Genomic DNA, 20,009 nt, shown 5'->3' on the forward strand with positions numbered 1-20,009 from the left:
GGTGCTCATACCATCTCCTTTTGCAGCGCGGCGCCCGGGTGGAAGCAACGCACCAGACGGCCCGGCGCGGTCTGCGTCATCTCGGGGCGTACTGCGCAGGCCGCCGTGGCGTAGGCGCAGCGCGAGGCGAATGCGCAACCGGCCGGCATCGTGAGCAGATTCGGCGCCATGCCGGGAATCTGGCGCAGACGCTGACCGCGTTTGTTCAGACTGGGCAGGCTGCCGATCAGCCCGGCCGTGTAAGGGTGTTGCGGCGCGTCGAGCACGGCGTCAACCGCCCCTTGTTCGACGATGCGGCCCGCGTACATCACGGCCACCGTATCGGCCAGACCCGCGACGACCGACAGATCGTGCGTGATCCAGATCAGCGCGGTGCCGTGCTGGCGCGCGAGCTTCTGCACTTCCGAAAGAATCTGGGCCTGAATGGTGACATCGAGCGCCGTGGTCGGCTCATCGGCAATGATCAGATCGGGCCGGTGCAGCATGGCGATGGCGATGGCCACGCGCTGGCGCATGCCGCCCGAGAGCTGATGCGGATACGCGCGCAGGCGCTCGTCCGGGCTGGGAATGCCCATCATGCCGAGCGTGTCGCGCGCCAGTTCGCGCGCTTGCGACTTCGACACGCGTTGATGCGCACGCACGGCCTCGATCATCTGCACGTCGATGCGCAGCACGGGGTTGAGCGTCATCATCGGGTCCTGAAAGATCATCGCGATGCGATTGCCTTGCAGGTGACGCAACTCGGCCGGCTTCAGACGCGTGAGATCGCGCCCCTGAAACAGCACTTCGCCACCGACGATACGGCCCGGCGCATCGACGAGGCCCATGATCGAAAAGCCGGTGACCGACTTGCCCGATCCCGACTCGCCCACGAGGCCCATGATGTGCCCGGGCGGCAGCGAAAACGAGACGTCGTCGACGGCCGGCAACGTGCCCGCACGCGTAAAGAATTGCGTACGCAGGTTGCGAACTTCCAGTGTGAGTGGCGTCGCGGCACTAGGAGGAGTAGAAGGCGTCGCACCGCTCATTTCTGCAACCTCGGATTGAACACATCGCGCAGGCGATCGCCTACGAGATTGATGGCGACGACCGCGATGAGCAAGGCGAGGCCGGGATAAACGCTGATCCAGTATTCGCCGGAGAGCATGGTCTGATAGCCGTTGGCGATGAGCAGGCCGAGCGACGGCTCGGTGATCGGCACGCCAAGACCGAGAAACGACAACGTGGCTTCGAGCGTGATGGCGCGCGCCACTTGCAGCGAGCCCACGACGATGAGCGGCGGGAGGCAGTTCGGCAGAATGTGACCGAGCACGATGCGCCAGTTCGGAATCGCCTGGCAGCGAGCGGCTTCGACATACTCACGACGCGATTCGACGAGCGCCTGACCGCGTGCCGTGCGCGCGAAATACGCCCACTCCAGCACCACGAGTGTGAGCACCACGTTGCCGATGCCCTTGCCGACGTACGCAAGGATCATCAGTGCCACGAGAATCGACGGGAACGACAGCAGCAGATCGACGAGCCGCATGATGAGCGCGTCGACACGACCACCCGAGTAGGCCGCCACCAGACCGAGAATGGTGCCGAGAATTCCGGCGATGAGCGCCGAGCCGACACCGACCCCCAAGCTGATGCGCAGGCCGTAAATGATGCCCGACAGCAGATCGCGCCCCTGACCATCCGTGCCCAGCCAGTAAGTGAACGTCGCGGCACCGTTGGCGGTACCCGGCGGCAGACGCGAGTCCAGGATGTTGAGCTGCATCAGGTCATACGGATTCTGCGGCGTGATCCACGGTGCGGCGAGCGCGGCGACGGCCAGCACGACAAAGATGACCAGACCGAACACGGCGCTCTTGGAGCGCAGGAATTCGTGCAGGCCCTGCTGCCAAGGCGACTCGCGACGCACCGGTACGGGCTCGGCGGCGGGTGAAACAGGCGGTGCGCCATTCGGAGAAAGATTGAGCGACATCAGGCAGCGGCCTCCACGCGCACACGCGGATCGAGCCACTTATAGAGCACGTCCACGATCAGATTGAGCGACACGAACAGGCACACCACAACGATGAGATACGCCACGATCACCGGGCGATCCAGTGAGTTGATGCTGTCGAGAATGAGCTTGCCGGCGCCCGGCCACGAGAACACGGTCTCGGTCACCACGGCGAAGGCAATCGTCGAACCGAATTCGATGCCGAGCACCGTCACGAGCGGAATCAACGTGTTGCGCAACACGTGCACGACCACGATGCGCAGCGGCGAGAGGCCCTTGGCGCGTGCGAACTTCACGTAGTCTTGCGGCAGCACTTCTGCCACACCCGCACGGGTGAGGCGCAGGACGAGCGAGATCTTGAACAGTGCCAGATTGAGGGCGGGCAAGATCAGGTGACGCAAACCGTCGATCGTCAGGAACGACCACTCGACGCCGAACACGCTGACCGTGGCGCCGCGTCCGCTGGCGGGCAGCACGCCCAGATGCACGGAGAAGAACATGATCAGCATCAGGCCGACCCAGAACGTGGGCAGCGAGAAGCCGACGATGCTGCCCGTCATGAGCAGCTTCGAGATCGGGTTGCGCGGGTAGAGCCCGGCGAACAGACCCAGCGGAATACCGATGAATACCGCGAGAATCAGCGCGGAGACAGCGAGCTCGAGCGTGGCCGGCAGGCGTTGCAGGATCAACTGAATCGCGGGCACGTTATAGACGAAGCTGTTGCCCAGCTCGCCATGCAACGCACCGCCGAGAAACGACAGGTACTGACGCCACAACGGCTGGTCGAGTCCGAGCTGCGCGATGATGCGTGCACGGTCGACCTGATCGACGTCCTGACCGATCAGGATATCGACAGGGTTGCCGATGGCATGCAGGCCGACGAACACGATGAGCGTCATCAGCCAGACGACGAACACCGCTTGCAGCACGCGGCGAAAAATCCATGCACTCATGCGATGCGCTCCTCGCGAGCGGCGCCGTCGTCACCATCGTCGCCGTTCAGTGCGGGCGGCGGCGGGGCGGGCGTCCATTCGTCGCCGTAGACTTCAGGCTCGGCGTACGTTTCCATATTGGCGTAGTGGTGCTCGACGTCTTCGCGATAGAACGATCCTGCCAGCCCTTGTGCGAGACGCTTGGCGCCCTCGCTCACGGCAGGGATATCGCCGGAGACGGCACCATGCGTGAGCGTGGCGGGTGCGCAGAAGCAGTGGATGCGATCGAGGCCCGGGCAAGCGCCGGGTGTCGTCTCGAGGAATTCGAACGCCGGTCCGAGATCGGGCGAATCGGAGAGTTCGACATCTTCATCACCGGCCGCAGGCGCGTAGCGGTCGCTCCACTTGCGCACGTATTGGGCAAACGGGGCAAACTCCGGACGGCTCGTGATATCGATGCGGAAACCTGTCGCAAAGACAAGGAAGTCGAGCACGAAGGTGCCCTTGGCCGTGCGCACATGCAGTTCGTCGCCGACCGGGGTGACGTCGAGAATCGGTGCACCCAGATTGAAGCGGGCATTCGGATGACGCGACACGCGCAGCGTGCTGCCACGCGGGGGCGGCACTTGTTGCACGTTGACGTAGTGGCGAATGCGCCATTTCCATTCGTCGGGCAGGTTCAGATGGCCGTGGGTCAACCCCGGGTTGCCTGCCCCTTTGCCCTTGTTGATGCGCGGAATATCGTCGCGGCGAATGAGCATATCAACGCTCGCGGCACCCGCTTCGAGCGCTGTGGCGGCGCTGTCCATGGCCGACGCACCGGCGCCGATCACGCCCACGCGTTTGCCGCGCAGCGTGGCGTAGTCCATCTCGTCGGACGAGTGCGCCCAGAAGCGGCGCGGAACGTCACGCGCAAACGCGGGTACGGTCGCACCGCCCAGACCGTCGCGGCCGGTGGCGAGTACCACGTGGCGCGCATAGACAGTGCTTTCGCCTTCGGGCGATGTCACGGACAGGGCAACCAGACCCTCTTGTCCGCCACTCAGCGGCGTAATGGCGGTGATGCGGTGCTCGTTGCGCACGTCGATCGCGAGCACGTCGCGATACCAGCGCAGGTAGTCCATCCATTGCAGACGCGGAATCTTGTCGAGCGCATCCCATGCGTCGAGACCGAACTGCGCTTCGAACCATGCGCGGAAGGTCAGCGCGGGCAGGCCGAGCGCCGGGCCGGTCAGTTGCTTGGGCGAGCGCAGCGTTTCCATGCGTGCGGTCGTGGCCCACGGGCCTTCGAAGCCACGCGGCGATTGATCGAAGATCACCGCGCCCACACCGAGATGCGTGAGCGAGGTGGCGGCCGCGAGCCCGGCCATGCCGCCGCCGATGATGGCGACGTCGAGCACGGGTTGTCCGTTGTGCGTGCGCGCGGGCACCCAGCGCTTGGCGGGCAGTTCGAGCCAGGCGAGGTCCTGACGCAGGCGCGTTTCGAGCGCGGTCAAGCCGATGGCGGATGTCGGGGACTGGGTCATGACGACAGGGCTTCCTTGGGGGCGGGCAGATCGCCGTAGAGCGACTGCAAGACTTGGGCGTGTTCGGTGGCGGCGCGCTGCACGAAGTCGGGCAGCAACGTGCGGGCGGCGTCGGCCAGCGCATCGACGAAGGCGAGCGCAGCCGGTGACGGCGCGCGGGCGTCGCGTGTGATGACGCCGAAGAAGAACGGGATGTCGGCGTCGATGGGACGCACGGCCACGTCGGCCAACGGCAGGCCGTAAGCGGTGACGGGTTCGAGCACGGCAATGCCGAGGCCGGCCCGCACGGCGGTCATTGCGTTGATCGACGCGTTGGTTTCAATCAATCCGACCGGGGCGACGCCCGCTTGGCTGAACGCCTGATCGAGACGGCGGCGCAGCCGGTAGGGGTTTTGCATCGTGATGATGCGCCGGCCTACGCACTCGGCCAGCGGCAGGCGGTCGTAAGCGGCAAGCGGGTCGTCGCGGCGCACGGCGGCGACGCAAGCCGACTCGCCGATCCAGTGCACGACGATGCCGCGATGTTCGAGCGGCAGGCTGGTCACGCCGATGTCGGCGGCACCCGTCAGTACGGCGTGCACGACTTGCTCGGGCGAGGTGCTGCGCATCTGGATCTGGACGCTGTCGCGCGCGAATCCGGGCAACGCGAGGGCGGCGGGTACGAGGCCGGCGGCAAGCGCCGAGGTCGCCGCAATATGCAGCGGCCGGGTCTGGCCCCGGGCGATCTCGTCGGCGCGGGCGCGAATTTGTTGCAACCCGGCGAGCACGTGCTCGACGTCTTCGAAGAGCAAAAAGCCTTGTTCGGTCGGCGTGACGCGCGGGCCGCTGCGGGTGAACAGGGCGTAGCCGATTTCGGCTTCCAGTTCCTGAATCATCCGGGTGATGGCGGGCTGCGAGCGTCCGAGCAGGCGTCCGGCAGCAGTGATGCTACCGGTCGACATGACCGCCGCGAAGGCTTCGAGTTGGCGTAATTCCATCGTGCTCGGTGGGGTGGGACGGCGTTGGGCGGGGCGCTACGGCACAAGGTGCGGTGCGCGCTGTCCGGTCATCGACGTCGCCGAGGCCGCAAAAACGGCAATTCTTGTTGTATTCGAATTGCGTATTCTTCGGCCATCAGCATGCGTCTTGCAAATACTTAATATTTATATGCTCATGCCGTACGGTGCAAAGGAGGGTTTTGCCTAGGTGACGGCTATGCGGAAATAAATGGGAGGGGCGGTGCGAGGGCTTGGGAGGCGGCGCTGTCAGTGCGCACGCAGGCGGTGACGCCCGGCCAGCGGGTGGCCGGTGCGTTCCGTATCGATACGGCGAGAGGGGATTTATTCCGCGTCGAAGGGGAGGCGGCGCTGCGCCGGATCTTCCGGACGCGGCAACCGGCGACGCAACAACGCCACACCCTTTCGCTTGGTGGCAACGTCTTGCGGTGGTTCGACAGGACTCAGGCGAAATGCCGGCCGCGTGAGGTGAATGATCACTAACGGGGCCGACGGGCGTCGCGACGGTGCGGGTACGTTGCCGCCGGCGGGGGGCGAAGCGGTATCGGAGGGTTCTAATGCCGGTTCAGTGGCTTGTGCCGACGCTGCCAAACGTCGCCCGAGCAGGCGGTAGATATCCGGATCGAAACCGGTCACCGGTGGCATGCCATCGATCAGATCATTCAGCGCGTCTTGCGAGCGCACGCTCCCGAGGTACTGCCAGCGATCGATCACGTGATACTCGACGTCGGGGCCGTCGGCATCATCCACGGCGCCATCGGTAGTCGCACGGCGCTCTTCAATGGCAATCGGGCCATCGTAGGGCCACGTCTGCAATTGCAGGGTGGCGAGCGCTTCGCGCAAGCGCGCCGTGTGCGGGGCCAGTGGCGCGGCACCGGTACACACGCCGTCGCAGCGTTTGACCTGATAGCCGAAGCAGGGACGGCCCGCTTCGCTTTTCTCCAGCCCGAGCTGGGCACAGCAAAGCCGATGTTCGTCGGCGAGCGAACGCAATGCCATTTCTGCCCGGTTGCGTGATGAGAACGTGCCGTAGAGCGTGCCTGCACTGGCAAAGTCCACGGTGCGGGCGTTCACCAGTTGTGGCGTGTCGCTCTGCGCATCCATCTGCCAGCTATAGAGACTGGCCGAGCGGCGCAGCATCCGGTTATGAATCGGCTGCAATTGTTTGACGAGTTGCGACTCGAGCAGCAATGCGCCGAGTTCGCCCGCCGTGCGCCGCGCTTCCACGCGGCGAATTTCCTGCGAGATCCGTAAGTCTTTGGCGACCTGATGGTCGCTCGAGAAGTGCGAACGCACGCGCGCGCGAATGTCCACGCTCTTGCCGACATAGAGCAACGTATCGCCTTCGCCATAGAACAGATAGACACCGGGCGCGTCCGGCAGGGCGTCGATGGCTTCGTCAGGCAACTGTGGCGGCTGGCTGGCGCGTTTGGTCACACGCTGTACCGCTTGGTCGATTAACGCCGGTTGATAAAGCGTGTGCAGCTTTTGCCAGAACTGCCAAAGCAGATCGGCATCGGCGAGCGCGCGGTGGCGGCCCAACGGTTCGAGGCCGAAGCGTGCAATCAGCGCGTCGAGTCCGTGACGCGCGGCGGCCGGGAACAACAGACGCGACAGTCGCACGGTACACAGCACGTCGGCCTGAAACGGGATGCCGGCGCGACGGAATTCATTCTTGAGAAAGCCGTAATCGAAGCGGGCGTTGTGGGCGACGAACAACTTGCCATGCAGCCGCTCGGCCAGCCCTTGCGCCAGCGTGTCGAACGAAGGCTGACCCCGCACCATCTCGTTGGTGATGCCGGTCAGTTGCTGGATGAAGGGAGGAATCGATTCGGCGGGGTCGAGCAACGTACTCCATTGCTCGATGCCATTTGGCCCGACCTCGACCACGCCGATCTCGGTGATGCGGTCGGACAACGCATTGCCGCCGGTGGTTTCAAGATCGACGAACACCATCGGTGCGGACAGCGACCGGGCGAGCTCGTCCGGATCGACCGGCGCGAAACCGCCATCGCTGGATGCACTGCCGGCATCCGTCGGGTCAGATATGTCCAAAGTGTTGAACGTGTCCATTGTGTCGGACGTATCCAACGTGCGCGCTGCGTCCATGCTGCCTTCGCCGTGATTCAGGCCGAGCATGCCGGGCCACCGGCGTGGGGCGATGACGAACGCTGGGCGGACTTGATGCCTTTAGCCGCAGCAAAATTCGCGGTGTCTTCATGGCTATCGTCGCCGGCGAATGCGGCCACGATGGCACGGAACACGGCCGGTGTCGGCGCGTCGGGCCAATGCAGGTCGACGTTGGCGTCGAGCGCAGGCAACTCGCCCGCGCGACGCAGGGCTTCGTCGCCCGGCAAGCGCAACACGTGCGCGAGTACCCACGCCTCGTGGCGCGCATGCAGTCCGATATCCGCCTCGGCTTCATCGGCGATGGCCACGAGCGTGCGCCAGTCGAGCGCCATGACGGTATTGGCGGTATTGGCGGCATCGGCGGCCGTTGTGGCAGCACCAGCGGCTTCATTCGCCTCGGCAAGCGCGGACAACTCGCCCGTGAGCGTGCGGTGATGCTGCGCATAACGCGCGGCAATCTCGCGAACGATGCCCGCAAGATCCCGCTCGGCGGCGCTCAGCGCCAGTTGATCCCAGTCGATTGTTTCCATGAGAAGGTTCCTCGATTGGGGTACATGATACTGTATAAAACCACAGTGCGCGAGTGACGTGGACGCGACATTGTTCGCCGGGGCGTGCACTCATGTAATACTCTGCGCCAACCTTCTTCATCCCCTTTTTGCGCAGGAGTTTGGCCACGATGTTGACCCTGTACACCTTTGGTCCGGCATTCGGACTGCCCGATGCCAGCCCGTTCGTCATCAAAGCGCAGATGCTGCTCAAGCTGGCCGGGCTGCCTTATCAGACGGACCGTGGCGGCTTCCGGCGCGCCCCCAAAGGCAAGCTGCCGTTCATCGACGACGACGGACAGATCGTGCCGGACTCGACATTGATTCGCCTGCACATCGAACGAAAGTACGGGTTCGACTTCGACGCCAGCCTCACGCCCGAGCAGCGCGGCGCGGCCTGGATGTTCGAGAAGGCGCTGGAGGATCACTTCTATTGGTATGTAGTGCAGGCGCGCTGGTGTGACGACGAGAATTTTGCCAAGGGCCCGGCGTCGTACTTCAAGTCGATCCCATGGCCGGTGCGCCCGGTGGCCGAGGCGTTCATCCGCCGCAAAATCCGCACGACGTTGCAAGGTCAGGGCACGCAGCGCTATTCGCCCGAGGAGCAGCAGCAGTTGCTCGCCCGTGGCGCTCAGGCCGCGGCCCAACTGCTCGGCGACAAACCGTATTTCTTCGGAAATTCGCCTTGCGGCGCGGATGCCACGGCATTTGCGTTCATCGCGAGCGCGATGGCGCCGCAGTTCAAGCATCTGCTGCGTGACGAGATCGACAATCACCCGAACCTCACGGAATACGTCGCGCGCATGCGTCGTGAGTTCTTCCCGGATATCGTCAACTGACGCCGGTTGCGGCCAACCCGCATCAAGTCACGTCGGCACGTCGACATTCGATCCGGTCTTAACCGCTTAACGCCTCAACCCGCTTCCGACGCCGTCTCGTCGCTCGACAGTACATCGGAGAGCACGAGATTGCGCCCGGAGATCTTCGCGGCATACAGCGCCCGGTCGGCCCGCATGCACAGCGCTTCCAGAGTTTCGTGCTCGTGCCAGGTCGCGACACCGCCACTCAGCGTGTAGTGACAGACGCCGAACGGCCCCGCCACGAGATGACGGCTCACCTGCGCGCGCAGGCGCTCGGCAATGCGAATGGCGCCGGCCGTATCGGTGCCGGGTAACAGCACGGCAAACTCCTCGCCGCCGAGCCGCCCGAAGATATCGCCCTCACGCAAACCGTCTCGTACCAGTTTGACGAACTCGCGCAGCACGGTGTCGCCGCCCGCGTGGCCGTAGGTGTCGTTGATCTGCTTGAAGTGGTCGAGGTCGATGACCACGATCGACAACGGCCAGCCGTGCGATAGCGCCCGGGCCATCTCCTGCCGGGCAAGCAGATCGAAATGCTTGCGCGAGAGCGCCCCGGTCAGATAGTCGCGATTGGCGGCTTCTTCCGCTGTGGCCAGCATGGCGTCGTGAATCATCATGACGGAACCCATGGTCATCGCTGGCATGACCACGGCACCGATGGTGAGCATGACGGCGTTGAACGTCGACGCGCCCATCAGCTCGGGGCCGGGCGCGGGGGCCCAGCCGAACACGGCACCCCGCACGATGTGCCCGATGGCAAATGCCGTGGCGAGTCCCGCCGTGAGCCAATAGTTATAGGGATGCCGCCGTGGCGGGATGTGCCGCATGATGAGCACAGCCGTGGCGAGCAGGACCACCGCGTGATATGCCGAGACAATGACCACCCGCAACTGTGTGTTCTCGCTGCCGTAGAACCAGAACAACATGGACCCGGCCAACACGCCGAGCGACGCGCCGAGCACCGGCCAGTGCGGTGACTGGCCGAGGTAGCGGGCACAACCGGCGTAATAGAGCAGCAGGCCACCGCCAAGCATGACGTTGGCAACGGGAATCGAGAGGAAGTCGGGGACGTGGCCACGCAAGGCGAACAGTGGCAACGAGATGAGCACGGCGACATTGGCCCAGCACCACTCGCGCACTCCCGCGACGCGCGAGCGTACCAGCGAGCCGATGATCAGCAACATCATGAAGCTGAGCAGGGCAGTGATCGCGAGCAGAGACGTCGTCAACATGGGGAAGGCCGGCGGGGGGAGGCGGGCATGTGTAGTGCATTGTAATGTACGACGCTGTGCGCGTTACACACCAGTAGAATGGCCGGGTTAAGGTTTACCGTCTATCTTCTGGAGCTTTTGTCATGTCGATGTCCCGCCTTCACCGTTTCCTGACATTCACGCTTGCCGTGGCCGCCGGTCTTAGCGCAGCCGCGGTGCAGGCGCAGGAGCCGATGACACGGCGATCGGCCCAGCCGCCGCTGTTTGCGACGCCGGCCAGCGGCGTGAGTGCCCCGGCAAGCGACATCAACCGCGATGTGAAACCGGCACTCGAAGCCGCGAATCTCTGGCTCGGACTAGTGGATATCAATCGCGCAGAACAAAGCTGGGAACAGGCGGCAGCCGTGTTTCAACGCTCGTTGCCGGCCGACGCCTGGGCGCAGAGTCTGAGTGCCGCGCGCGCACCGCTGGGCAAAGTGAAGTCACGCAAGGTGGCGGACGCGGTGTTCACGCGCGCTATTCCGGGGCAGCCCGACGGTGAGTACGTGGTGATTCAGTACGACACGGCGTTCGAGAACAAGGCCGACGCGCATGAAATGGTCACGATGTTTTACGGCGTCGACAGCCGCTGGCGCGTGGCGGGTTATCTGGTGCGCTGACCGGCCGGACGATTTGAGGTAGCCCATGCCCTTGACGCGACCCGGCGACAGCCTTCTGGGCGTGTCTAAGCGTCTTGTATGGGGAATGTAGGTAGATGGTGCGCCTGAGACCTGCTGCTCGTGCCGTTCAGCGCGGCAGGGCGGGCTCGACGATGCCCATCGTGGTCTCGACGTGATGGCGCGCAATCTGTGCGGCACGGACTTCATCGTGAGCACGCAGCGCGTCGACCAATTCGCGATGCTGGGCGTTGGTCGCACTCAGTTGCTCGTCGGAGAACATGACGGGAATGCGCAGCGCCCAGTAATAGAACTGAATGCGTTCGTGAAACTGCGTCAGCACGACGTTATCGGCGGCCTTGACGATCAACTCGTGGAATTCGCTGTTCAGGCGGTTCAGTGCCAGACGCGGCAGATGGGTGCTCGGCTCCATTTGCTCGATGAGCGTGGCGAGCGCATCGCAGGCTTCGGGCGTGATCTTGCGGGCGGCCAAGCGCGCCGTTTCCGCTTCGATCGCGGCGCGGCTTTCGAAGATCGCATTCACCTGAAGGTGATCGACCCCCTGAACTTCCCAACCGCGATTGCGGGCGATAAAGCCTTCGCCTTGCAGGATCAGCAGCGCTTCGCGCACCGGCGTGCGGCCAACGCCGAGCAACTGGATCAGATCGTCTTCGATAAGGCGCTGCCCCGGCTTGAGCTCCGAGGCGAGAATCATGCCGCGGATTTTCGTCCGCACTTCACCAGTAATCAGGTTGCTGGGCGCTTTCATCTGATGCTTATCTTCCCTTGAGCGGCGAGGTATCCAGTGAGGCGCTAGGCCCCCATTGCCGCTGCGGATTTTACAGAGTTTCTTTCTGACCCTTCAAAACCGTTCCCAAGGCGTCAAAGTTGTGGCAGCCATGCGCACCGCGTATGAATGCAGTCCGGTTTTGCACAATTCTTTCGGTTTCCGAAGCGAGGGCTCGCTTATACGCGCGTTTGAAGCGAGTGAAAAATACCATAAGCCCCGGCGTAGCGGGGTTCGCGCTCACTAACTTGTTGCGTGAGTGCCCACATCGCCGGCGTTGCGGGTGCCGAAACATGCGTCGCCCAATGCGGCTGCGGCGTTGATGAATATGTGAAACATCGGGCGGGTAGCACCTGCCGGTATAACCCTTCAAGTTTGAGGGTTATGCCGAATGGCGCGCTTGCCTTCTGACTTGTTGGGCGTGTAGGCGCGACACGCATCAATACGACCCCGTTTAATCCAATTATTTCTAAATATGAAATAAATGATTGTGATTGATGGTATTTATCATCAATTCGCACACGAATAGACTGTCATTGTCGACGATGAATCAAGCATCGCCCCTTTCAATAGACAGGAGAAACACCATGAAGCGCACTCTTATTACCTCTGCCCTGATTTCCACCATGCTGGCTGTGTCGGCCGGTTCGGCTTTCGCCAGCGATGCTTTTGACGGCCCGTCGGAATTCTCGTGGGTTCCGCAAACCAGCGTACTCACGCGTGCCCAAGTTCGCGAAGAACTGATCCAGGCACAGAAGGACGGTCTGGTCGTGCAACACGACACCGTCTACCCGAAGGCTGTGCCCAGCGCACAACCGGCCGCCGCTGCGGCACCGGTCACGCCGGGTTCGGTTGGTGGCCTGCAACGCGCCGGTACGACCTACTTCGGTAACTAAGTAACCCGTCACTCAGCCCCCCGGTTGCCCTGTCATTGAGTGATGGGGGCTGATGCCTCAAAGGCACGTCCGTAAGTCTCTGTTAGTGAAAGGAGGCGGCGGCGTGCCTTTTTGCGTGGTGCTCGCCACGCGCGAGCCCGTGGCACAATCGCCGGCATCCGCTTTGTGCCACTTCGCGTGCCATCGCACGCTTGCTCCCATGACCCCAATGCCCCCAGTGCCCCCAACGCGCCTGCACCGTGTCTCCCGATACTGTGCGGCGGCATTGCGCGCGTGCGCTGTCGCCAGCGTGACGTCTCTCGTTCCTTTGATCGCCCTTTCGGGCGTCGCGCCGTCGGTGGCCCACGCCGCCGATAGCGCCGACAGCAACGCGGGGCCGGCGTATGGCCCCGAGCTTCAGGGCTTCGACTATCCGTATCCGGTGAACCGCTTCGACTTCACCTCGCAACGCACGCCGTTGCACATGGTGTATCTCGACGTAAAACCGGCGCAGCCCAACGGTCGTACCGTCGTGCTGCTGCATGGCAAGAATTTCTGCGCGGCGACCTGGCGCGAGACCATCGACGTGTTGAGCGGTGCGGGCTATCGCGTGATTGCACCTGATCAGATCGGCTTCTGCAAATCGAGCAAGCCCGCGCAATATCAGTACAGCTTCCAGCAACTGGCGAACAACACGCATGCCTTGCTCGCGTCGCTGGGCATCACCCGCGCGACCATCGTCGGCCACTCGACGGGCGGCATGCTCGCCGCGCGCTTTGCGCTGATGTATCCCGACGAGACGCAGCAACTGGTGCTCGTCAATCCGATCGGTCTGGAAGACTGGAAGGCACTCGGTGTGCCGTCGAAAACGGTGGACGAGTGGTATGAGCGCGATCTGCGCACGAGCGCTCCCAGTATTCGCCGCTACGAACAGGCGACGTACTACGCCGGGCAGTGGAACGAACGCTATGAGCCGTGGGTGCAGATGCTTGCCGGGATGTATCGCGGACCGGGCAAGCGTATCGTCGCGTGGAACTCAGCGCTGCTCTACGACATGATTTACACGCAGCCGGTGGTGTACGAATTCGGCCAGATTCGCGTGCCGACATGGCTGCTCATCGGCGACAAAGACACGACCGCGATCGGTAAAGATTTTTCGCCACCGGAAGTGCAGGCGCGCATCGGACATTACCCGGCGCTCGCGAAGGCGGCGCACGCGGCGATTCCCGGCTCGACGCTGGTGGAGTTTCCCGAACTGGGCCATGCCCCGCAGATGCAAGATCCCGTCGCGTTCCACAAAGCGTTACTGGAGGGACTGGCCGCCGTGCGCTGAGCGGTGCTTCAGAGATCAGAGGTGCTTGTAGTAGAAGGTCGTGGCGCAGAATTCGCCGTCGGGCATGAGCGCGAACTTCGGCACGTCGCCTGCGCGTTGCCAGCCGCTGCGTTGGTACAGCCGCTCGGCGTCGCCACCGGTGACGGTGTCCAGCACGAGGACATGGCGGCGCTCGGCGCGTGCAACGTCGTCGATGGCCGACATCAGGGCCTGCGCCACGCCTTGCCGACGCGCGTCGCGATGCACCAGCATCTTCGCGACGTCGGCACGGTGCGGCTGGTTTTCGGGAAGGTCGAGAATCAGTTGCACGGTGCCGACGATCTTGCCTTGATTCCCTTGTTCGCCAACACGGGTGCGCGCAACCAGCAGCACACGCTCGTCACGGGCCACACCCTCGGCGACCTTGCGCCAGAACGCTGTCGCACGTTCGCGCGTGAGCGGCAGCATGAAGCTGACCGATGCGCCGCCTTCCACGCAGTCGATCAGGACATCGGCGAGCGCGTCGACTTCGGCCAGCGCTTGCGCGCCGTCGAGCCGTTGCAAGGTAATGGATGACGTCATGTTGCCCTCCGGGCAGCGACGAACGGTAGCGTAACGAGCCCGACGAGGTAGTGCGCCGTCGCCGAGGTCGGGTTGTGATAGCCGATCGGCCGATCGAGCCGCATCGCGAGACAATCGCCGGCATCGAGCCGCCACGTGGTGCTGCCCAGCGTGATCTCGATCGTGCCGCCGATGACCCAGACCTGTTGCCAGACTTCGTTGTCGCGCGCGCCCGTGTCGTAGGCCACGCGCTCGCCGGCCGGGAAGTGCACTTCCACGAATTGCAGGGGCGAGGCTTCGGCGGGCGAGAGGTTGCGGCGCACGTAGCCGGAGTCGGGGTCGGTCCACACGGGCTGATCGGCGCGTCGCGCGACGGGCGAGGGCAGGGCATCGTCGCCAGTGCTTTCGTCGAACAGCGAGGCAAGCGTCACGTCGAGGGCCGTCGCCAGCTTGTCGAGCACATTGGCAGTTGGGCTCGTCTGCGCGCGCTCGATGAGCGAAATGCTCGAACGGCTCACGCCGCTGCGCTCGGCCAGCGTGTCGAGGGAGTAGCCGCGCTCACTTCGCAAATCGCGAACCCGGCGGGCGATGCGTTCGTTGATATCCATGCTGTCCAGTTTACTGGAAATTAATTTCTAGTAAACTAGACGTCGAAATTCGACACAATTGTCATCGCTACACCTTGCGTGGAAACCTCATCATGAAGCCAGCCGTCACTGTTCGCGACGCCACCGACGCGGACCTCGCCGTCATTCGCGATATCTACAACGATGCCGTGGAACACACCACGGCCATCTGGAACGAGATCGTCGTCGATCTCGACAATCGTCGCGAGTGGCTGGCGGCACGCTTGGCGAAGGGTTTCCCGGTGATCGTTGCGCAACGTGGCGACGACGTGCTGGGCTATGCCTCGTATGGCGACTGGCGCGCGTTCGACGGCTATCGTCACACCGTCGAACACTCGATCTACATCGATCAGAACGCACGCGGCGGCGGCGTTGGCGAGGCGCTCATGCGTGCGCTGATCGAGCGCGCGCGTGCCGCCAACATTCACGTGATGATCGCGAGTATCGAAGCGCAAAACGCGCCGTCGATTCGCTTGCACGAGAAGCTCGGTTTTCGCACCGTCGGCGTTTTCAGCGAGGTGGGCACGAAGTTCGGCCGCTGGCTCGATCTCACGTGCATGGAATTGCGCATCGTCTGAGCGCCGCGTGCGCAGTTGTCGGCAAGCGTTGGAAGCCGCGTGAGAAAAACGATAAAAATCAGCGCACTGCACAAAATAAATTGCAGCACCCGCCGATCTCGGGCTGGCGCCGTATTCCATTGGATATAGCGCCATTTCCGATCAAGCATAAGCAACATCATCCGCGCCGAATATCGCCCGCTCTTGCCCGCCGCACGGTGCGCAATGCGCGCAAGGCCGCGCCAGTTCTCACGCAGCGCGTCATCCGTCACCTTGTCATTCACATAGGCGGCGTGTAGCCTTCAGGTGTCCGGTGTCACTCATGAAGCGTGGTCCTATAAGACTTCACGACGACATCACGGCAGATGAATGTCGCGCACTGCGCACAAGCATCGTGGGTCATGACTTTGCCCCAGGCGTCGTGATCGTAATCGTGCTGTTTTGCGTGCCGTTTTCCGTTTCGTGTTGGTGATACGTCCCCCCAAACAAGAAGGCCGTACCCCCCGGCCGACGGACGGAACGCTTATGCCGCGCCTGCCAAGAAAACACTGTCCGCCAGCGGCAATGTCGAGCGATGATGCTCGCTCATCTGCTGCTTCCGATACGCCCCAGACCCCCGATACCTCAAGTCCTTCAGGCTTTGCCCTGTCGCGACGCGGCTTTCTCAAAGCCTCGGTGATCGCGGGTATTTCGGTCTACATCGCCCCGCTCGGCAGTCGCGCATTTGCCGCGCTGTTCGAAGATAAGAACCTCACGCCGGTCGCGTGGGATGCTGCCACGGGCCAAGCCAAATTCCGTATTGACGGCACGGCCAAAGTCACCGGCGCGAAGATCTTCGCGCGTGACGTGCGTGCCGCCGATATGCCCGGCTGGCCGAAGCAGCAGGCGCATGCGTTCGTGCTGCGCGCGACGCAAGCCGACCGGCCCTATCTCGGCTTCGACCTCTCGCGCCTCGACGACGGGTTGAAGCCTGATCGCGTGGTGACGGCCGATGACCTCGCGCGCGACGGCGTCGCATTCCCCGAGTTTTACGGCGACGACATGCTGTTGCCTGCGGGCAAGACGCCGGCGTATCTCGGCCATGCCGTGGCGATTCTGATTTATCACGACTTCGCGCGTTTTCGCTTCGCCAAGGACAAGCTCAAGTTCCATGACGAAATCATTCGTTATGGCGAAGTGAGCGGCCCGCTGGAACGTGACCCGTGGGGCACCTTCCGCTTTGTGCGCGTGGGCGGAAAGACGGCCTACGACGACGATATCTATTCGAGCCTGAAAGATGCGCCGATCTTCCCGAGCATGATGCGCAAGCACCTGCCGGTGTGGCCCGACGGCAACGATCACGGCAAGCTCGACGAACAGGGCATGGCCTACGCGGGCAAGATCGGCGAGTCGCTGACGCACCCGCCGGGCGACTGGCTCGTGATGTCGCGCGAGTACCGCACGCAGTCCGTCGACACGGCGGCGCTCGAACCCGATAACGCCAATTGCTGGTACGACGCCAGCACGCAGACGCTGCACATGGTCGTGCCGACACAGTCGCCGTCCGAAGTGGCCGAGAATGCGGCCGCGATGGTGGCCAAGGGGCACTTTCCGGTCAAGCGTCTGATCGTCTACCCGTGCTACACGGTCGGCTACGGTTCGAAAGATCACTACAACATGCCGTTCTACGGGTTGGCCGCTGCGATGTACGGCGACGGACTGCCCGTGCGGCTGGCCAACGACCGTTACGAACAGTTTCAGACCTCGCTCAAGCGCCACGCCTTCACGATGCGTTATCGCATCGGCGTCGACAAGGCGAGCGGTCTGTTGCAGGCGTTCGCGGCCGACATGGAGTGCAACGGCGGCGGGCGCATGAACTTCTCGCCGTCGGTGGCGATGGTGGGCGCCACGGCGGCGCAGTCGATCTACTACTTCCCGCAGAGTGATCTGGCGAGCGTGGCGATTGCATCGCGCGCTATCGACGCGGGTTCGGCGCGCGGCTACGGCACGTTGCAGTCGATGGCGGCCACTGAAATGATGATCGACGAGATGGCCGCGCAACTGGGGCTGGACGCGATCGATTTCCGCATGAAGAACGCGCTTCGCTCGGGCATGAAGAACACGCAGGGCGCGATTCCTGCCGGTGCCGTGCGCGTCGATGAAGTGCTCGCGAAAGCCAAGGCGCACCCGCTCTGGACGCAGCGCGACAAGAAAAAGGCCGAGTACGAAGCGTCGCATCCGGGCCGTCGCTACGGCGTGGGTTTCGCGTGCGTGCAGAAGGACTTCGGCACCGGCGCGGAGACCTCGTTCGCGCGGGTGGAGATCGACGATCAGGGCAAAATCAGTCTGCATCACACAGCGGCCGAAATCGGCACGGGCACATCGACGTCTCAGGCCGTGGCTGTGGCGAAGTGGCTCGGCATGCCGGCCACCGACGTGCACATCGCCATCACCGACTGGCCGGAGTTGCCGGTGCTCACGAGCGGTGACCCGTATCTGATGTCGCAGGCCGATCAGGACAAACTGGCGGCGAACCCGCGCTGGTCGCCGGGTTACGCCTCGCCGTCAAGCGCGACGAATTCGGCGTTCTATTTCACGCACAGCACGCGTGAAGCGGCGCGACTGCTGTTTATGCAAGGCCTGTGGCCGGCGGCGCTGTCGATCTGGCGCCGGGGGCTGGGTGGCGGTCAGGCGGCGCCGCTCGTGGTGCGCGTGGAAGACGCGCGCTGGGTCGAGGGCAAGCTCTCGGCCGCCGGCATGGAAGCGTTGCCGCTGGGCATGCTCGCGAAGACCGCTCATGAAATGGGGCTGGTGACGGGCGCGACCGTTCACGTATTCAACCGCTGGCAATGGGCGGAAGCCGACTGGGATCTGGGCGACGGCACGACGCAACGCCTGCCGGTCGATGGCATTGCGTTGCGCTTCGGCAAGGGCGGTGCCAATGCACCGGCCGCTGCCTCCGCGCCCGCCGCCGCGCCGGTGCAAGCGCCGGCCAGCAAGGGCAGCCATCGCAACACCAATGCGTCGGCGAAATCGGCTGCCGCAGCGCGTGCGCCGAACGCTTCCGCCATGCAGGTCGCAGCACCGGCGCCGGCCACCGGCTATCGCGTGATCGACCGCAAGCGAGTGTTCTACCCGCCGGTGCAGCGAAACAACGCGGCGGTGACGTATTACAGCGCCGTCGGGACGCTGGTCGAACTCTCGGTGCATGAGGCGACGGGCAAGGTTGAGTTGCTCACGCACCACTCCATCATGGAATGCGGCAATCAGATTTCGCCGCAGTTGGTGTCCGGCCAGTTGCAGGGCGGTCTCGCCATGGGCATCGGCCACGCGTTGCACGAGTACCTGCCGCTCTATGAAGACGGCCCGGGCAACGGCACGTGGAACTTCAACCGCTATCACTTGCCGCGCGCAACCGATGTTGCCGTGTGGACGCAGACCGGTGAAGTGCTGCCGCCGATTTCCGAATCCGATGTGCCCAAGGGCATCGCCGAAGTGGTGATGATTCCCGTGGTGGGCGCGATTGTGAACGGCCTCGCGCATGCGATCGGCCATCGTTTTACTGACTTGCCGGTGACACCGGAGAAGATCCAGGAGGTACTGGCATGACGGACACGACAAACGCCCCTCAAGCGGCGTCAGACGCCGCGAGCAGCGCGGCAGCAGGTGCAGCACAGCAGATCAATGGCGCCTCGGCACCGGCCGCGGCAAGCGGTGCACCAGCGCAGGCAGCGCAGGCAGCGCCCGCTGCCGCTGCCACCACCAGTCGTGGCAAAGCGCCTTGGGATGTCTTGCCGGTCACGGTGAAAGTGAACGGCGTCTCGCATGGGCCGACCGATGTGCCGGCGGGTCTGATGATGATCGACTACCTGCACGAGACGCTCGGGCTGACCGGCTCGCGTCTGGGCTGCGGACAAGGCATTTGCCACGCGTGCGTGGTGATCGTCGATCATGCCGACGGCAGCAGCGAAACGGTACGCACCTGCATCACCGGCGCGAATTACTTCGACGGCAAGACGGTCCGAACGGTCGAAGGCCATGCGGCCCATGATGCCGACGGCAAAGTGACGCTGGCACCGATTCAGCAAGCGTTTCTCGACCACTTCAGTTTCCAGTGCGGCTACTGCACGCCCGGTTTCGTGAACGCGGCGACGGTGCTCATCGAAAAGCTGAAACGCAAACCGGTGGCACGTGCCGATCTCGAAGCCGCCATTACCGAAGGGCTCAACGACCATATTTGCCGTTGCACCGGGTATGTGCGCTATTACGAGGCCGTGCGCGACGTCATTCTGAAGACGCCCGGCTGTCTGACCGACGCAAAGTGAGAGGACACGCCATGAACCTGAATCGTGTCACCTCTTCGTCCTTGCCGACCTCACTACGCCGACTAAGCCGCGTGGGGGCCAGTGCGGTTTGCGTCGCGGCGGCGCTGCTGCTCGCGGCGTGCAACGACTCGACGTCGCC

The 20,009-nt window shown here is 63.7% G+C and carries 18 protein-coding genes; 7 read left to right on the forward strand and 11 right to left on the reverse strand.

The features are described from left to right. Window positions 1–5: 5 nt before the first annotated feature. From AT302_RS05400 to AT302_RS05430, 7 genes are all read right to left on the reverse strand, one after another. Window positions 6–1,028: an ABC transporter ATP-binding protein gene (locus tag AT302_RS05400; RefSeq protein WP_058377553.1), complete on the reverse strand. Its 1,023-nt coding sequence runs from the start codon at window positions 1,026–1,028 to the stop codon at window positions 6–8. After that, the gene (locus AT302_RS05405) at window positions 1,025–1,969 is read right to left on the reverse strand and encodes an ABC transporter permease (RefSeq protein ID WP_084656033.1); all 945 of its coding nucleotides are present in this window, start codon (window positions 1,967–1,969) and stop codon (window positions 1,025–1,027) included. The genes AT302_RS05400 and AT302_RS05405 overlap by 4 nt, the downstream gene beginning before the upstream one ends. Beyond that, the gene (locus AT302_RS05410) at window positions 1,969–2,943 is read right to left on the reverse strand and encodes an ABC transporter permease (protein ID WP_058377554.1); all 975 of its coding nucleotides are present in this window, start codon (window positions 2,941–2,943) and stop codon (window positions 1,969–1,971) included. Before AT302_RS05410 ends, AT302_RS05405 begins: the two co-directional genes overlap by 1 nt. After that, the gene (locus AT302_RS05415; protein WP_058377555.1) at window positions 2,940–4,448 is read right to left on the reverse strand and encodes a flavin-containing monooxygenase; all 1,509 of its coding nucleotides are present in this window, start codon (window positions 4,446–4,448) and stop codon (window positions 2,940–2,942) included. The genes AT302_RS05410 and AT302_RS05415 overlap by 4 nt, the downstream gene beginning before the upstream one ends. Further along, entirely contained in the window at window positions 4,445–5,425 is a 981-nt protein-coding gene (locus AT302_RS05420) for a LysR family transcriptional regulator (protein WP_058377556.1), read from the reverse strand. The genes AT302_RS05415 and AT302_RS05420 overlap by 4 nt, the downstream gene beginning before the upstream one ends. A gap of 342 nt (window positions 5,426–5,767) precedes the next feature. Continuing rightward, window positions 5,768–7,582, reverse strand: a complete 1,815-nt coding sequence (locus tag AT302_RS05425) for an exonuclease domain-containing protein (RefSeq protein ID WP_237172069.1) — start codon at window positions 7,580–7,582, stop codon at window positions 5,768–5,770. Next, on the reverse strand, window positions 7,570–8,103 hold the full coding sequence (locus AT302_RS05430; RefSeq protein ID WP_058377557.1) for a DUF2471 family protein: 534 nt from the start codon (window positions 8,101–8,103) through the stop codon (window positions 7,570–7,572). Before AT302_RS05430 ends, AT302_RS05425 begins: the two co-directional genes overlap by 13 nt. 149 nt (window positions 8,104–8,252) lie before the next feature. On the opposite strand from AT302_RS05430, the gene AT302_RS05435 reads away from it, so the two are divergent. Then, complete coding sequence (locus AT302_RS05435) at window positions 8,253–8,960, forward strand: glutathione S-transferase C-terminal domain-containing protein (RefSeq protein WP_058377558.1); 708 nt, start codon at window positions 8,253–8,255, stop codon at window positions 8,958–8,960. Between the two features lie 74 nt (window positions 8,961–9,034). Here the strand turns inward: AT302_RS05435 and AT302_RS05440 are convergent, their stop codons facing one another. Beyond that, on the reverse strand, window positions 9,035–10,213 hold the full coding sequence (locus tag AT302_RS05440; protein WP_058377559.1) for a GGDEF domain-containing protein: 1,179 nt from the start codon (window positions 10,211–10,213) through the stop codon (window positions 9,035–9,037). Between the two features lie 122 nt (window positions 10,214–10,335). Between AT302_RS05440 and AT302_RS05445 the strand changes: the two genes are divergently transcribed. After that, window positions 10,336–10,851 (forward strand): DUF4019 domain-containing protein, encoded by a 516-nt coding sequence (locus AT302_RS05445; protein WP_084656034.1) that lies wholly within the window; start codon window positions 10,336–10,338, stop codon window positions 10,849–10,851. A gap of 127 nt (window positions 10,852–10,978) precedes the next feature. Here AT302_RS05445 and AT302_RS05450 read toward each other — a convergent pair whose 3' ends face one another. Next, a complete protein-coding gene (locus AT302_RS05450) occupies window positions 10,979–11,563 on the reverse strand; it encodes a GntR family transcriptional regulator (RefSeq protein WP_167365783.1) in 585 nt (194 codons plus the stop codon). A 659-nt stretch (window positions 11,564–12,222) separates the two neighbouring features. Here AT302_RS05450 and AT302_RS05455 point away from each other — a divergent pair. Together AT302_RS05455 and AT302_RS05460 are read left to right on the forward strand one after the other, a co-directional pair. Next, complete coding sequence (locus tag AT302_RS05455; protein ID WP_058377561.1) at window positions 12,223–12,531, forward strand: DUF4148 domain-containing protein; 309 nt, start codon at window positions 12,223–12,225, stop codon at window positions 12,529–12,531. Between the two features lie 199 nt (window positions 12,532–12,730). Beyond that, window positions 12,731–13,843: an alpha/beta fold hydrolase gene (locus AT302_RS05460; protein ID WP_058377562.1), complete on the forward strand. Its 1,113-nt coding sequence runs from the start codon at window positions 12,731–12,733 to the stop codon at window positions 13,841–13,843. A 15-nt stretch (window positions 13,844–13,858) separates the two neighbouring features. Here AT302_RS05460 and AT302_RS05465 read toward each other — a convergent pair whose 3' ends face one another. Together AT302_RS05465 and AT302_RS05470 are read right to left on the reverse strand one after the other, a co-directional pair. Beyond that, window positions 13,859–14,404: a GNAT family N-acetyltransferase gene (locus AT302_RS05465; protein WP_058377563.1), complete on the reverse strand. Its 546-nt coding sequence runs from the start codon at window positions 14,402–14,404 to the stop codon at window positions 13,859–13,861. Next, a complete protein-coding gene (locus AT302_RS05470) occupies window positions 14,401–14,991 on the reverse strand; it encodes a helix-turn-helix domain-containing protein (protein WP_058377564.1) in 591 nt (196 codons plus the stop codon). Before AT302_RS05470 ends, AT302_RS05465 begins: the two co-directional genes overlap by 4 nt. A 92-nt stretch (window positions 14,992–15,083) precedes the next feature. On the opposite strand from AT302_RS05470, the gene AT302_RS05475 reads away from it, so the two are divergent. From AT302_RS05475 to AT302_RS05485, 3 genes are all read left to right on the forward strand, one after another. After that, a complete protein-coding gene (locus tag AT302_RS05475) occupies window positions 15,084–15,587 on the forward strand; it encodes a GNAT family N-acetyltransferase (protein ID WP_058377565.1) in 504 nt (167 codons plus the stop codon). A 543-nt stretch (window positions 15,588–16,130) separates the two neighbouring features. Beyond that, entirely contained in the window at window positions 16,131–19,154 is a 3,024-nt protein-coding gene (locus AT302_RS05480) for a xanthine dehydrogenase family protein molybdopterin-binding subunit (protein ID WP_237172070.1), read from the forward strand. Further along, entirely contained in the window at window positions 19,151–19,870 is a 720-nt protein-coding gene (locus AT302_RS05485) for a (2Fe-2S)-binding protein (protein ID WP_084656035.1), read from the forward strand. Before AT302_RS05480 ends, AT302_RS05485 begins: the two co-directional genes overlap by 4 nt. Window positions 19,871–20,009: the final 139 nt, after the last annotated feature.

It is taken from the genome of Pandoraea norimbergensis, from assembly GCF_001465545.3.
GTDB classification, from domain to species: domain Bacteria; phylum Pseudomonadota; class Gammaproteobacteria; order Burkholderiales; family Burkholderiaceae; genus Pandoraea; species Pandoraea norimbergensis.